This is a genomic window from Butyricicoccus intestinisimiae (genome assembly GCF_018918345.1).
In the GTDB taxonomy this organism is placed as follows: Bacteria; Bacillota; Clostridia; order Oscillospirales; family Butyricicoccaceae; genus Butyricicoccus_A; species Butyricicoccus_A intestinisimiae.
In genome coordinates this window covers 262,254-275,053 of the sequence record NZ_JAHLQI010000003.1, presented here as the reverse complement: position 1 = coordinate 275,053, position 12,800 = coordinate 262,254, and the positions used below count along the sequence as shown (strand labels likewise).

Sequence of the window (12,800 nt, the reverse complement as noted above, 5' to 3'; positions counted from 1 at the left end):
ACAAACAAATTGGAAAATAGCTCCCTAGTGAGGGAGCTATTTTGGTTTCTGTTCTGTTTTAGTATAGCATATCCTGCGGGGAAAAGGCAAGAGTTAGAGGATTTCCAGCAAGCAGGCTAACATACGTTCTACCTGTTCTTGTTTTTTCGGAGAAAGAGCTTGCAATTGTTCTGCGAGCGGAGACCAACGGATCGCACTGTCTGCATGAATATATGCGGCGAGAATGTTGTCCGCACTGGTTTCCAATGCATTGCATAAATCACAGAGTGTTGCTACAGAGGGCATGAGCAACCCGCGTTCTATACGAGAAATAGTATTAGAAGAAAGAGCAACTTGCTCAGCAAGTTGTTCCTGTGTCAAATTCTTTTGCTTGCGAAGCTGTTGGATTACTTTTCCACCGGACTTGAAGTTCATAAGTATGCCTCGTGATTCCTAGAATATCAACTATTATGAACGAATTCGGCGTATTTCGTCCACGACGCATTTGACTTAATTAGACGTATAGAGTATAATTGGGGCAAAGAAGGTGGATAGAATGATAAATGTTGGAGAGCGGATGAAATATATACGGAGAAAATACAACCTGACTCAGAAACAGCTTGCCAAGCAGGTTGGTGTTTCTGTTAGTGCTATTTCAGCGTATGAAACAGGAAAGTATGACCCATCATGTGCTGTATTGATTCGTTTTATTTGTATTTTTGATGTTTCGGCTGATTTCTTATTAGGATTGTCAGAGCGAGATGCAATAATTCTTCACCTAGATAAAAATGAACGGAACGTATTGAATAAATTGGTATCTATTTTGCCAGTGAAATGAGACAACATAAAATTTTTCAAAATAAGCCCAAAGCCTTCCTCCTTGAGGAAGGTGGCGCGGCGTTAGCCGTGACGGAAGGAGCAGCACGTGAACAAGTCTGTATCAGGGTTACCCTAATTCGTCAGGGAAAATCGGCTGCTCCCTCAGTCTTCGCCTGTGGCGAATCTAGCTCCCTCAAAGATGGAGCCTTCTTGGCTCTCCCTCTGGGAGAGCTGTCATTTGCAAGGCAAATGACTGAGAGGGCTGAATCTTACAAGTTCGTATCAGGCAAATCTGAGAGAGTTTGTAGCTGGCACAAGCCCTCTCTGTCGCTGCGCGACATCTCTCCCAGAGGGAGAGACGAGTTTGGTCTGTGCGCACAGGTAAGCAAGACACAAAAACTCCCCCGAGAGCCATGCTCTCAGGGGAGTTTCGTTCGTTATTTGGGGAAAGCCGATTACTCCTCGTAGTCGTCCTCGTTCTCCCAGTTGTGCCATACGTGCTGTACGTCGTCGTTGTCTTCGAGGCTGTCCAGCAGCTTGCGCAGCTGTGCCATATCCTCCTGGCTCTCCAGCGTGATGGTGTTCTGCGGAACCATCTGGATTTCAGCCTGTGCGAACTCAAAGCCTGCTTCGGTCAGTGCATCGCGGACAGCAGAGAAATCTTCCGGAGCAGTGTAGATCTGGAAGCAGTCCTCATCAGCCTGGAAGTCATCGGCACCGGCATCGAGAACCGTCATCATGGTTTCGTCCTCATCCAGATCGCCGCGCTCGATAATCAGAACGCCCTTCTGCTCGAACTGCCAAGATACACAGCCGGCATTGCCGAGACCTGCGCCGTACTTGTCGAAGTAGTGGCGGACATCAGCAACGGTACGGTTACGGTTGTCGGTCAGGGTCTCGCAGATAACAGCGATGCCGGACGGACCGTAGCCCTCGTACGTGTTGGATTCGTAAGAAACATTGCTCTGGTTGCCCTTGTCAAGCATGCGCTTGATGTTGTCGTTCGGGACGTTGTTTGCCTTTGCTTCTGCGATGCAGTCGCGCAGCTTTGCATTGTTGTCCGGGTTGTTGGAGCCGCCTTCCTTGATTGCTACAGCCATCTTACGGCCAATCTTGGTAAAGATTGCTGCTTTCTTTGCATCGTTTGCGCCCTTGCGCTTTGCGATATTATTCCATTTCGAATGTCCAGACATTGGATGATACCTCCATATAATCGTAAAATCATGCTGATTTTATTAAAAATTCCGTTGTGTACAACACCTAATTATAACATTGGAACAGATAATTGGCAACTGTATATTTTCACAATCCATGGCCATACTAAGGGAAAAAGAAAGCGAGGTGACACAGAAATGTGCCATAACAACAGCAGCAATTCGGGAAAACAGGAAAATTCCGCTCAGTCCCAGAATCCGCAGAGCAGCACCCAGCAGGCGAAGAATCAGAAAAACAGCCGCAACAAGAACAACCCGTCGTTTTCTTAACGGCACAGACAGACGAAAACCCGCTGTGGCATCAGCCGCGGCGGGTTGGTCTCTGGTTGTCTGCCCATTCCTGTGCGGCTGGGAGCAAGACTGTGAATAATTCGTTGAGCCGGTCATACGAGCCTTGCAGATACAGCCAGCCAAACAGCGCTTCCACTGCTGTCGCAAGAGCATATTCTGCAACAGAGGAGGACTTCGGCGTGCTTTTCGGCTTGGCATTGCGGCCATGACGGAAAATAGTCTGTTCGTCCTCGGTCAGCATCGGCAAAATCGCCTGTGCACCGGCTGCCTGCGCGCCGGCACAAACCAGATGAATGGTTTTGCGGTGCAGATTTTTGTTGGTGACAAGACCGGAGTGAATGAGGTATCCGCGGGTCATGAGTTCATAGACACTGTCGCCCATATGAGCAAGCGCCAGAGAGCTGCACTGCTTGAGTGCTTGTTCACTCATCAGCGGGTGGAAAAAATCTGTCATAATTCAAAAAACCTTTCCATTTTTGATAAAAACGGGGTATAATAGATAGGTAATATATAATACCCAATGCAAACGGCCTCTGCATGAGGTGCAGTGCTATTATTATACCGCATTTGCAGTAGATTGCAAGCAGGCCGCGCGTTTTAGGAAGGACGAAGAGGAACATGGCTACAATATTACATATTACACAGGAAAACTTCGAAGAAGAAGTTGTCAACGCATCCAAGCCGGTTTTGCTGGATTACTGGGCAGATTGGTGCGGCCCGTGCCGGATGCTGTCTCCGACCATCGAAGAACTGGCACAGGAGTACTGCGGCAAAATTCGTGTCGGTAAGATCAACATTGATGAACAGCCGACTTTGGCGCTGCTGCACCGCGTTGTGTCGATTCCGACTGTGAGCATTTATTCGGAAGGCAAGGAAGTCAAGCGGCTGATTGGTCTGCGTGACAAGCCGGAACTGGTTGAGGCGATTCAGGAAGTGCTGAAGAAGTAAATCAAAGGATAATCCCCCTTCACGCGAAGGGGGATTTTTGATCGCCTTCCTCTTTGAGGAAGGCGGCGCGGCGAAAGCCACGACGGCAGGAGCAGCACGCGAGCAAGTCTGTATAAAAACTTCTCTGATTCGTCAGGCGCGCAGTCCGCACCGGTTTCTCGGCTCTCCCTTTGGGAGAGCTGTCGTTTGCACGGCAAACGACTGAGAGGGAAAAAAACTGGCCAATTCGAATCAGGGCAAATTTGAAAAGTCATGTCATCTGGTTCCAGCCCTCTCTGTCGCTGCGCGACATCTCTCCCAGAGGGAGAGACAAGGTTATGGGCTGGAGATTGTTGCAGTCGTTTTTTCATGAAATATCTCCTGTTTGGCTAGATATTGAATGCTGTAAGTATATGATTTTGTGTCATTTTCGTCAAGAAATCTTTAGAATTCTTCATATAATTTCACAAAACATTTACATCTCTATTCCGTGCGTTGCTTGCTTTTTGTTTGGGCGTATGATTAAATAAAAGTACACACATACGGACACGAAAGAGAGACAGGAGGAGAGACAATGGGAAGATCTGGTGCAGGAGGCGGCGGAGGCGGCTTCAGCGGCGGTGGATTTAGTGGCGGCAGCCGAGGCAGCGGCGGTTTCAGCGGCGGAGGCAGTGGGCGCAGTGGGCGCAGTGGACAAGGCGGATTTGGCGGTGGATTCGGAGGGCCGCCACCCGGACCGCCGAGCCATCACGGAAGCAGCGGATTCTGGGAAGGCATGGTTATCGGCAGCTTGCTCAACGACCGCAGAGGCGGCGGGGGAGGCGGACATCGACCGCCGAGCAACAACAATCAAAATAACAACGGCTGCGGCATTGGCTGCCTGATTGTGATTCTTTTGGTTTTTGCGCTGGGTATTTTTTCCGCCGCGCTGGGCGGCTCGTCGGATTCCGTGACCAAATCGACGGTGCAGCGCGAAGCACTGCCTGCCAGCGCTGTCACAGAAACTGCGTATTATACCGATGAAGCGGGTTGGATCAGCAACAAAAATGAGCTGACCAGCGGCATGAAAGATTTTTACAAGCGCACAGGCGTGCAGCCGTATCTGTACATTCTCAAGGATTTCAACGGCAGCACCACACCGAGCACGACCGAGCTGCAGCAATTTGCCGAGCAGGAATATGATAAGCTGTTTACAGACGAAGGACATTTTCTGTTGGTGTTCTGTGATACCGGCAGCGGCAGTTACAACTGCGGCTATGCCGTCGGCTCGCAGGCAAAGACGATTATGGACAGCGAAGCAGTCAGCGTGCTGGCGGATTATCTGGATCGCTATTACAGCAGCGACATGGAGGACGAGGAGTTTTTCTCGACCGCATTCCAAAAGACCGGCGAACGCATTATGACCGTGACCAAGTCGCAGACGCCGACCGTGATCATCGTCTTTGTGATTGCAGCGGCTGTCGTTGTGGTTGTTTTCCTGCTGTATCGCTGGCGGGAAAAGGCGCGCGCGGAAAAGCGCCGCCGCGATAAAGAGATGGAAGATATTCTGCAAACGCCGCTGGACAAATTCAGCGATGAGGACGAAGCGGAAAATCTTGCGAAAAAATACGAGAAAAAGGACGAAAAATAATTTTTTCGAACGGAAAAGGAGGAAACTATGGGTATTCTTTCGAGATTTGGAGACATTGTACAGGCAAATGTCAATGCTGTGCTTGACAAGATGGAAGATCCGTCCAAGATGATTGACCAGTACCTGCGCGAGCTCAACGAAAACCTTGCAGAGGTCAAAAAAGAAACTGCCGGTGTCATGGCAGAGGAGACGCGCACCAGACGGCTGATGGAAGAAAATCAGGCAGAAGCCGCACGGTATGAAGATCTCGCCAAGCAGGCACTGCTGGCGGGCAACGAAGGCGATGCAAAGGTCTTTTTGGCAAAGAAACAGCAGCTGGAGAGTGCGGGTGCCGGTCTGGTGACGGCATACACGGCGGCACATGAAAATGCCGTCAAGATGCGCCAGATGCACGACAAGCTCGTGAGTGACATTGAAGCGCTGAAAGCGCGCCGCGCAACCATCAAAGCAACGGTTTCCGTGGCCAAGACGCAGGAGCGCATGAATAAAATCACGTCCAATGCTGATAAGGCACACGGCGCGATGGGTGCGTTTGACCGCATGGAGGACAAGGCGAACCGGATGCTTGATGAAGCCAATGCGATGGCAGCGCTGAACACGGAACCGGTCGATGAGGCCAAGGCGCTGGAAGAAAAGTACAGCAAGGGCGCATCGAATACGGCGGTGGATGCCGAGCTGGAAGCGCTCAAAAAATCCATGGGACTGTAACAGAAAATAAAGAAAGAGCCGAAAGTCGATGACTTTCGGCTCTTTTGTTGCCTTATTGCTCAATGACAATGGGATAATATACGCCGTCCGCGTATAAGTAATACGAATCGGTCGCCTGTAAATCACGGGACATGCCGTCCGCGTCAAATACCAGATGTGCGGTTGCACTGGTTCCGGCAGGAATGGAACCGGTGTACTGAAGATCCATATCCGCTTCCAGCAGCGGTGTGCCCAAGCGGCTGATGGAATCCATCGTCATGCGCCCGCTGAACAATGTGCCGAGCGGTAAATCCGTATCGCTGTTGTTTTGGATGGTCAGCACGACATCCACCATGTTTCCGCCCTCCATGAGCTGAACCGACGTGTCACCGCCTGCACTGGTGACCGGATCGATGGAGGAGACGAGCTTGGCGGATTCGATGGTCAGCATGGCGCCGTTGTTGGTTTTTACAGCACCGCCGACCGGCAGGGAGCGGTCTGTGACGGCGAGCTTCGGAAATGCAACGCGGTAAACGGTTTCCGCGGACGGGAGCATAAAAGCAACGTCCAGCGCGTTTGCGTCAACATCGGCAGGGAGGATGATGGCGTAATGGACGCGGGCGGTTTTTCCGACATCCAGCGTATCCGCATCGGCAAGCTTTGCGCCGCCGTCGGATTCCGTAAAAGCCATGTAATCGCCGTACACCTTGCCGCCGGTGATGGCGTAGAAGAACAAATCATCCTCCAGATCGAGCGCCTGATCGCCGGTGTTTTTGATATCCGCGGTGCAGTCTAAATACACAGAATCTTTGTCGGCATCCTGCTCTTTTCCTGTGCCGTCCTCTGTGTAATATGCTGTGTATGCGCCCTCGCTGTCCGTGGTCAGCGGTGCATACACAGCGTCAGACAGCGTGATCGAGCGAACGGTCAGCGTCATGGAATCGTCTTTGACCGGCTTATCTACAGCGAAGGCGATGCCATCGTCGGAAGAAAGCAGCTTGTCAGTAACCTGTTCTGTCAATTGGTCGCTGCTGCAGCCGGTCAGACCGGTCAGCAGGCATACAGCCAGCAAACCGGCGGTCAGTCTCTTTTTCATAATAAAACCCCTCTGAGTTCGGGCAGGAACGCCCGCATATTTTGTATATTGTAACATGGCGCGGTGCGAAACGCAACGGAAACGGCATACAAAATACAGGCAGAGGGAATGCTGAGGGTAGAAAAAAATCAGGCTTTCTCCGGAGAGAAAGCCTGATAAAAATTTTCAGTAAGGAAGGATTACTCAGCGTCAACCTTAGCCATGTGCTGCAGCAGCATCAGCAGCTTGTTGGAGTAGCCCCACTCGTTGTCGTACCAGGAAATTACCTTTACGAAGTTGTCGGTCAGGTAAACGCCAGCGGTAGCATCAAAGATGGAGGTGCGAGCATCGCCCAGGAAGTCAGAAGATACAACTGCATCCTCGGTGTAGCCCAGAACGCCCTTCAGGCCGCCCTCTTCGATCGGAGTCTCGGAAGCCTTCTTCATAGCAGCGCAGATGTCTTCCTTGGAAGCCGGCTTAACCAGGTTAGCGGTCAGGTCAACAACAGATACGTCCAGGGTCGGAACACGCATGGAGATACCGGTCAGCTTGCCGTTCAGCTTCGGGTAAACCTTGCCTACAGCCTTTGCAGCGCCAGTGGAAGACGGGATGATGTTGCCGGAAGCAGCACGGCCGCCGCGCCAGTCCTTCTTGGACGGGCCGTCAACAGTCTTCTGGGTGCCGGTGGTGGAATGAACGGTGGTCATCAGGCCTTCCTTGATGCCGAATGCTTCGTCCAGAACCTTAGCGATCGGAGCCAGGCAGTTGGTGGTGCAGGAAGCGTTGGAAACGAACTGCATGTCCTTGGTGTAAACGTTCTGGTTTACGCCGTATACGAACATCGGAGTGGAATCCTTGGACGGAGCGGACATGATAACCTTCTTAGCGCCAGCCTCGATGTGGCCCTTAGCAGCTTCCTGAGTCAGGAAGAAACCAGTGGATTCAACAACGTACTCTACGCCGATCTCGCCCCACGGAATCTGCTCCGGCTTGAACTCAGCGAATACCTTGATCTCCTTGCCGTTTACGATGATGGAGTTGTCGGTGTAGGAGATGTCACCGGTGTACTGACCATGCATGGTGTCGTAACGCAGCATGTAAGCCATGTAATCCGGAGTCATGCCCGGGTCGTTGATGCCCAGGAACTCGATGTTTTCGTTGTCCAGACCAGCACGGAAAACCATACGGCCGATACGGCCAAAGCCGTTGATACCTACTTTGATACCCATAGTAGTAATATCCTCCTTATTGAATATAAAATCCTGTTTTACTGGAACGACTCCATTATACACGGAAAAAAACATTTCCGCAATGACAGATTTGTATAAAATGCAGCGAAAAATAAAAATAATTTCATATCTCATGTTCAGGACAGTATAATTTCTGCTATAATGTAGGAAAAATGACTGTCATATATTGACGAAAATTAGAGAGAGGAGCGCGTGCGATGGAAAAAGAGACGAGAAACGAACGGATGTTGTCGAATCGGGAAGACGATGTGTTTTTCGCGCAGCAGACGCCGGAGATTTTACGGGCTGTTTGCCGCGGACTGGGCGGTGAGCAGTGCCCGGCGGTGCATGTCTCACAAGCGCTGATGGTACTGGGACAGACCAAAGCGGGCGGCAGGCTGTTTGCCGAGCGCGCGTTCTACTGTGTCGAGAGCTTTCTTCCTCACGAGGCCGGCCAGCTCATTCGGCAGTGCATGGCGCAGCACACAGAACAGGAGCAGCTGGTGCTGCTCGATGGCAGACAGTGGAACATGCGCGTCATACCGGTGGAAAGCGGGGCGGTGCTGGTATTTGCAGAAGCGCAGCGCAGCACAGCGGGCGTCACCTTGGTGACGGCGGATTTGCGCGACCGCGCAGCCAATCTGCTCATTCAGGCGGATCGTTTGGAAAGGCTGGAGCAGCCGGATATTGCGGCGGAAATTCGGCGGGAGGCGTATCGCATGCTGCGCAGTATCGGCCATTTGGAATTGCTCGTCGGTGCGCCGGAAGGTATGCAGTGGAAAGAGCGCAGCGTTTCTTCTTTTATGAAGGAACTGCGCAAGCAGCTGAAACGGCATGCGGAAATTCGGGTGATTGTGCCGCAGTGTGATGAGAAGATGCAGGCGGATACGCACTTGCTGTGTGCTGCCATTCTGTCGCTTGTGTCCAACAGCCTGCGGCACGGCGGCGAACAGGTGCACGTGACGGTGTCAGTCGAAATGGCGGAAAACAGTGTGACGTTTCGCGTAGACGATGACGGCGTCGGCATTCCGGATGCCGTGATGCAGCGCATAAACAGCACATGGGAACAGGCGGATGCCCTGCCGGGCGGCTGGGGACTTGGCATTCCGTATGTGCGCCGCATTGCGATGATGCACGGAGGAATACTGGTCTATGTGCAGATGGAGCAGACGGGAGCACACGCGCGGCTGCGCATTCCGCTGCGGCAGAGCGATCCGGCGATGCTGGAGAGCTGCGGCGTATATCGGCGGAGCAGCGCCAACGAAGCGGACATTGAACTGTCATCCGCGCTGGATGCGGCGTATTTCCGCCGAGACTGATAAAAAAACCACGATCTCGCAGGAGCTGGCATCAGCTCCTGCATTTTTTCGGAAAAATGACGGAATTGTGCGAAAAAACCAAAGTCTGCACGAGCGAACTTAGAAAGTTGGACGAAATTTGTGCATTTGTTGTTGCGGGCGTCTAATTTGAAACAATTTGCTTCTCGGATGGCGGAGGTAGTATGGCTGAAAATGCAGGAAACGATGCATGCTAAGACGAAAATTCACGAAAAAATCGAAAAAAACACAAAGTGAGCGAATGCTAACGAGAATGGGGCAAAAAAACTTGTTGATTTGTGTTATTTTTTTTGCAAAATTCCTTGCGTTTCTGGCGGGAATGACGGTATAATCTAAAGTATACAATTGTGCTCGAACAAAAACGGGCACAGCGGAATCGGCGGCGCAGCCGCAGGAGCAACGCAGCGTGTTTGTCGGCATCTGCCAGCACGGCTGTTTCAGCAGAAGGCTTGTATATTCTGCGGGGAACCAGCCGGATGTGCAGGTGTGGATTTTTCATGGGCGAACGCCGAAAACTGCCTGACGATTCCGAAACACGCGAGATGGCCGTGCCTGATTTTGCGGGGGGACGGCTGTTCCGCAGTACAAGTATTTGTCTGCCGTGCGGCTGATGGAAGCCGCACAAAATGAACAGAGAGGTGAATCCATAATGGCGTACACGTTTCGTGGCGGTATCCATCCTGGCACAAAAAATGATCCGGGATTTAAGGCCGCAACAAACAAAAAGCCGATCGAAGTCCTGAAGGCACCTGACAAGGTCATTCTTCCGGTTTCGATGCACATTGGCGCACCGGCAAAGCCGCTGGTGAAGAAGGGTGACATCGTAAACATGGGTCAGATGATCGCAGAAGCAGGCGGTTTCGTCAGCGCTCCGGTTCACGCATCGGTTTCCGGCAAGGTCGTAGACGTTGTCCCGATGCTGCATCAGAATGGCTCGAAGGTACTGTCGATTGTGATCGAGAATGACCATGAGGACAGACTGGACGAGTCTGTCAAGCCGAAGGATTTTGAGGCAATGTCCAACGACGAGCGCATCCAGGCAATCTGGGACGCAGGTATTGTTGGCCACGGCGGCGCAACCTTCCCGACACACGTAAAGATCAAGTCCGGTATTGGCAAGTGCGATACCATCCTGATCAACGGTGCGGAGTGTGAGCCGTACATCACATCCGACCATCGTCTCCTGCTGGAGCGTCCGGAGGAGATTGTAGAAGGCGTTCGTTATCTGGTAAAGATTATGGGCGTCAAGAAAGCTTACATCGGTATCGAGCTCAACAAGCAGGATACCTTTGCGGGCATTGAGAAGCTGATTGCAGGTGACCCGGTCATCGAGCTGGCTCCGCTGGAGTGCCGCTACCCGCAGGGCGCCGAGAAGCAGCTGATCAACGCAGTCACAGGCCGCGAGGTTCCGTCCGGCAAGCTGCCGGCAGACGCAGGCTGTGCTGTATTTAACGTAGACACCGCCGGTGCGGTATACCGCTGCTTTGCAAAGGGCATGCCGGTTATCCGCCGCGTCGTTACCATTTCCGGTTCCGCTGTCGCTGAGCCGAAGAATCTGGAAGCGCGCACCGGCACCCTGATTACCGAACTGATCGACGCTTGCGGCGGCTTCAAGGCTGCTCCGAACAAGCTGCTGGCTGGCGGCCCGATGATGGGCAACGCACAGTTCACCACCGATGTTCCGGTACTCAAGGGCACCAACGCATTTCTGGCTATGGCCGGCGATGAGGACAAGCGTGTCAAGAACCCGACCTGCATCCGCTGCGGCCGCTGCGTAGGCGTCTGCCCGATGCACCTGACTCCGGTATACATGAACATGTATGCGGCAAAGAACGATCTGGAAGGCTGCGAGGAATATGATGTCCTCGACTGCATCGAGTGCGGTTCCTGCGCATATGTATGTCCGGCACGAATCCCGCTTGTACAGCAGTTCCGCGTAGCAAAGATGCGCGTACAGGAAAAGCGCAGAGCTGAGGCAGCAGCTGCCAAGGCTGCGGCTGAGAACAAGTAAGGAGGGTGAATGGCATGTATGATTTTAGCAAAGTAGTAATTACATCCTCCCCTCATATTAAGAGCAAAGAGGATACCAAGTCGATTATGCTGGACGTGCTTCTTGCACTGATTCCGTCCCTCGCTGTATCGACATATGTATTTGGGCTGCGCGCCATCCTGATGACCGCGGTTTCCATCATTGCCTGCATGGTATTCGAGGCAATCTACGACAAGATCGTAGGCAAGGAGAATACTGTTATGGATCTGTCCGCAGCCGTTACCGGCGTGCTGCTGGCATTCGTTTGCCCGGTAACGCTTCCGTACTGGATGCTGATTATCGGCGACGGCATCGCAATCATTTTTGCTAAGTGCATCTTCGGCGGCCTTGGCAAGAACTTCATCAACCCGGCTCTCGCAGGCCGTGCATTCCTGCTGGCTTCTTGGCCGGTAGCTATGACGACTTGGGTTGCAGCTCGCAGCCATGTTGGCCTGGGCTCCACCGCGGACGTTGTCTCTGCTGCTACCCCGATGGCAATTCTGAAGGGCTCTGCAGAAGGCGACCTGCCGAGCGCAATGAGCGTATTTCTCGGTGTGACCGGCGGCTCTATGGGCGAAGTTTCTGCTATTGCACTGCTGATCGGCGGCATTTACCTGTTGGTTCGCAAGGTTATCACCATCCAGATTCCGGCAGCCTACATTCTGACCGTTGCTGTTCTGGCTGTCATTTTCCCGGCTGAGGGCTATGGTCATCTGGAGTACATGCTGTACGCTATCTTCGGCGGCGGCCTGATGCTCGGTGCTATCTTCATGGCTACCGACTACAGCACCACACCGGTTTCCAAGAAGGGTCAGATCGTATTCGGCATCGGCTGCGGCCTGCTGACCACCATGATCCGTTTCTTCGGCGGCTATCCGGAAGGCGTTTGCTACTCCATCCTGCTGATGAACACCACAGTATGGCTGATTGACAAGTATACTCGCCCGACCAAGTTCGGTGCACCGGCAAAGCAGAAGAAGGAGGGCTAATCCATGGCTGGCAAGCAGAAAAATGAATTTGTACAGCTCGGCGGCATCCTTTGCGCCATCACGCTGGTAGTCGCTCTGGCTCTGGGTGCTGTTAACGCAGTAACCGCAGGTCCGATTGCTGAGCAGAACGCACAGAAAATCAAGGATTCTCTGGAGAACGTTATGCCGGGCGCAGAATCTGAGCAGATCGATGTTCCGGAAGGAACCACCGTTACCACCGAGACCAAGAACGCAACATCCGTTACCATTCTGTCCGCATACAAGATGACCAAGGATGGCGCTGACGCAGGCTACTGCGTAGAAGTCGGCCCGACCGGCTTCGGCGGCGCAGTAGACACCATGGTTGGCATTGACAGCGATGGCAAGGTAACCGGCATCTCCGTTATTTCCGCATCTTCTGAGACCCCGGGTCTGGGCGCTCGTTCTACGGAGCCGGAGTTCCAGGCACAGTTCGCTGGCCAGGTCGGCACGGAAGTCGCAGTTGCCAAGGACGGCGGTTCGATTGATGCACTGACCGGTGCTACCATCACCTCCCGTGCTGTATCGGAAGGCGTTGTTGCAGCGGCTCAGTTCGCTGCTGAACAGGGTTAAGGA

General features: G+C 52.7%; 14 protein-coding genes. 9 read left to right on the top strand and 5 right to left on the bottom strand.

Translation table 11 applies throughout. The features are described from left to right. Positions 1 to 93: 93 nt before the first annotated feature. Complete coding sequence (locus KQI75_RS07795; protein WP_216470173.1) at positions 94 to 414, bottom strand: helix-turn-helix domain-containing protein; 321 nt, start codon at positions 412 to 414, stop codon at positions 94 to 96. A 112-nt stretch (positions 415 to 526) separates the two neighbouring features. Here KQI75_RS07795 and KQI75_RS07790 point away from each other — a divergent pair, with 112 nt between their 5' ends. Further along, a complete protein-coding gene (locus tag KQI75_RS07790) occupies positions 527 to 817 on the top strand; it encodes a helix-turn-helix domain-containing protein (protein WP_330655529.1) in 291 nt (96 codons plus the stop codon). A 436-nt stretch (positions 818 to 1,253) separates the two neighbouring features. On the opposite strand, the gene KQI75_RS07785 is transcribed toward KQI75_RS07790, so the two are convergent. Continuing rightward, the gene (locus KQI75_RS07785; RefSeq protein WP_216470171.1) at positions 1,254 to 1,991 is read right to left on the bottom strand and encodes a YebC/PmpR family DNA-binding transcriptional regulator; all 738 of its coding nucleotides are present in this window, start codon (positions 1,989 to 1,991) and stop codon (positions 1,254 to 1,256) included. 159 nt (positions 1,992 to 2,150) lie between these two features. On the opposite strand from KQI75_RS07785, the gene KQI75_RS13705 reads away from it, so the two are divergent. Further along, entirely contained in the window at positions 2,151 to 2,282 is a 132-nt protein-coding gene (locus tag KQI75_RS13705) for a hypothetical protein (RefSeq protein ID WP_281416196.1), read from the top strand. 31 nt (positions 2,283 to 2,313) lie between these two features. On the opposite strand, the gene KQI75_RS07780 is transcribed toward KQI75_RS13705, so the two are convergent. After that, on the bottom strand, positions 2,314 to 2,757 hold the full coding sequence (locus KQI75_RS07780) for a Mini-ribonuclease 3 (RefSeq protein ID WP_216470170.1): 444 nt from the start codon (positions 2,755 to 2,757) through the stop codon (positions 2,314 to 2,316). A gap of 164 nt (positions 2,758 to 2,921) precedes the next feature. On the opposite strand from KQI75_RS07780, the gene trxA reads away from it, so the two are divergent. The 3 genes from trxA (at position 2,922) to KQI75_RS07765 (ending at position 5,568) form a co-directional block, all read left to right on the top strand. Further along, positions 2,922 to 3,251: a thioredoxin gene (gene trxA, locus KQI75_RS07775; protein WP_216470169.1), complete on the top strand. Its 330-nt coding sequence runs from the start codon at positions 2,922 to 2,924 to the stop codon at positions 3,249 to 3,251. 553 nt (positions 3,252 to 3,804) lie between these two features. After that, positions 3,805 to 4,860, top strand: a complete 1,056-nt coding sequence (locus KQI75_RS07770; RefSeq protein ID WP_246566496.1) for a hypothetical protein — start codon at positions 3,805 to 3,807, stop codon at positions 4,858 to 4,860. Between the two features lie 27 nt (positions 4,861 to 4,887). After that, positions 4,888 to 5,568 (top strand): PspA/IM30 family protein, encoded by a 681-nt coding sequence (locus KQI75_RS07765; protein WP_216470168.1) that lies wholly within the window; start codon positions 4,888 to 4,890, stop codon positions 5,566 to 5,568. 52 nt (positions 5,569 to 5,620) lie between these two features. Here KQI75_RS07765 and KQI75_RS07760 read toward each other — a convergent pair whose 3' ends face one another. Together KQI75_RS07760 and gap are read right to left on the bottom strand one after the other, a co-directional pair. Next, on the bottom strand, positions 5,621 to 6,643 hold the full coding sequence (locus tag KQI75_RS07760; RefSeq protein WP_216470167.1) for a hypothetical protein: 1,023 nt from the start codon (positions 6,641 to 6,643) through the stop codon (positions 5,621 to 5,623). A gap of 179 nt (positions 6,644 to 6,822) precedes the next feature. Continuing rightward, positions 6,823 to 7,851, bottom strand: a complete 1,029-nt coding sequence (gene gap / locus KQI75_RS07755; protein ID WP_216470166.1) for a type I glyceraldehyde-3-phosphate dehydrogenase — start codon at positions 7,849 to 7,851, stop codon at positions 6,823 to 6,825. Positions 7,852 to 8,069: 218 nt separating this feature from the next. On the opposite strand from gap, the gene KQI75_RS07750 reads away from it, so the two are divergent. The 4 genes from KQI75_RS07750 to KQI75_RS07735 all read left to right on the top strand — a co-directional run bounded on the left by KQI75_RS07750 (position 8,070) and on the right by KQI75_RS07735 (position 12,797). Further along, positions 8,070 to 9,170 carry a sensor histidine kinase gene (locus tag KQI75_RS07750; protein ID WP_216470165.1) on the top strand — a complete coding sequence of 367 codons (1,101 nt, stop codon included), beginning with the start codon at positions 8,070 to 8,072 and terminating at the stop codon, positions 9,168 to 9,170. Between the two features lie 667 nt (positions 9,171 to 9,837). Further along, complete coding sequence (gene rsxC / locus KQI75_RS07745) at positions 9,838 to 11,199, top strand: electron transport complex subunit RsxC (RefSeq protein ID WP_216470164.1); 1,362 nt, start codon at positions 9,838 to 9,840, stop codon at positions 11,197 to 11,199. A 14-nt stretch (positions 11,200 to 11,213) separates the two neighbouring features. Next, positions 11,214 to 12,206: an RnfABCDGE type electron transport complex subunit D gene (locus KQI75_RS07740; RefSeq protein ID WP_216470163.1), complete on the top strand. Its 993-nt coding sequence runs from the start codon at positions 11,214 to 11,216 to the stop codon at positions 12,204 to 12,206. 3 nt (positions 12,207 to 12,209) lie between these two features. Further along, positions 12,210 to 12,797, top strand: coding sequence for an RnfABCDGE type electron transport complex subunit G (locus KQI75_RS07735; RefSeq protein WP_216470162.1), 588 nt, complete (start codon positions 12,210 to 12,212; stop codon positions 12,795 to 12,797). Positions 12,798 to 12,800: the final 3 nt, after the last annotated feature.

Bases quoted from the DNA above. Each gene is read 5' to 3' on its own strand.
- trxA (WP_216470169.1), top strand. From the start codon at position 2,922: ATGGCTACAATATTACATATTACACAGGAAAACTTCGAAGAAGAAGTT.
- KQI75_RS07795 (WP_216470173.1), bottom strand. From the start codon at position 414: ATGAACTTCAAGTCCGGTGGAAAAGTAATCCAACAGCTTCGCAAGCAA.
- KQI75_RS07740 (WP_216470163.1), top strand. From the start codon at position 11,214: ATGTATGATTTTAGCAAAGTAGTAATTACATCCTCCCCTCATATTAAG.
- KQI75_RS07750 (WP_216470165.1), top strand. From the start codon at position 8,070: ATGGAAAAAGAGACGAGAAACGAACGGATGTTGTCGAATCGGGAAGAC.
- gap (WP_216470166.1), bottom strand. From the start codon at position 7,851: ATGGGTATCAAAGTAGGTATCAACGGCTTTGGCCGTATCGGCCGTATG.
- KQI75_RS07770 (WP_246566496.1), top strand. From the start codon at position 3,805: ATGGGAAGATCTGGTGCAGGAGGCGGCGGAGGCGGCTTCAGCGGCGGT.
- KQI75_RS07760 (WP_216470167.1), bottom strand. From the start codon at position 6,643: ATGAAAAAGAGACTGACCGCCGGTTTGCTGGCTGTATGCCTGCTGACC.
- KQI75_RS07785 (WP_216470171.1), bottom strand. From the start codon at position 1,991: ATGTCTGGACATTCGAAATGGAATAATATCGCAAAGCGCAAGGGCGCA.
- KQI75_RS07780 (WP_216470170.1), bottom strand. From the start codon at position 2,757: ATGACAGATTTTTTCCACCCGCTGATGAGTGAACAAGCACTCAAGCAG.
- KQI75_RS07765 (WP_216470168.1), top strand. From the start codon at position 4,888: ATGGGTATTCTTTCGAGATTTGGAGACATTGTACAGGCAAATGTCAAT.
- rsxC (WP_216470164.1), top strand. From the start codon at position 9,838: ATGGCGTACACGTTTCGTGGCGGTATCCATCCTGGCACAAAAAATGAT.
- KQI75_RS13705 (WP_281416196.1), top strand. From the start codon at position 2,151: ATGTGCCATAACAACAGCAGCAATTCGGGAAAACAGGAAAATTCCGCT.
- KQI75_RS07735 (WP_216470162.1), top strand. From the start codon at position 12,210: ATGGCTGGCAAGCAGAAAAATGAATTTGTACAGCTCGGCGGCATCCTT.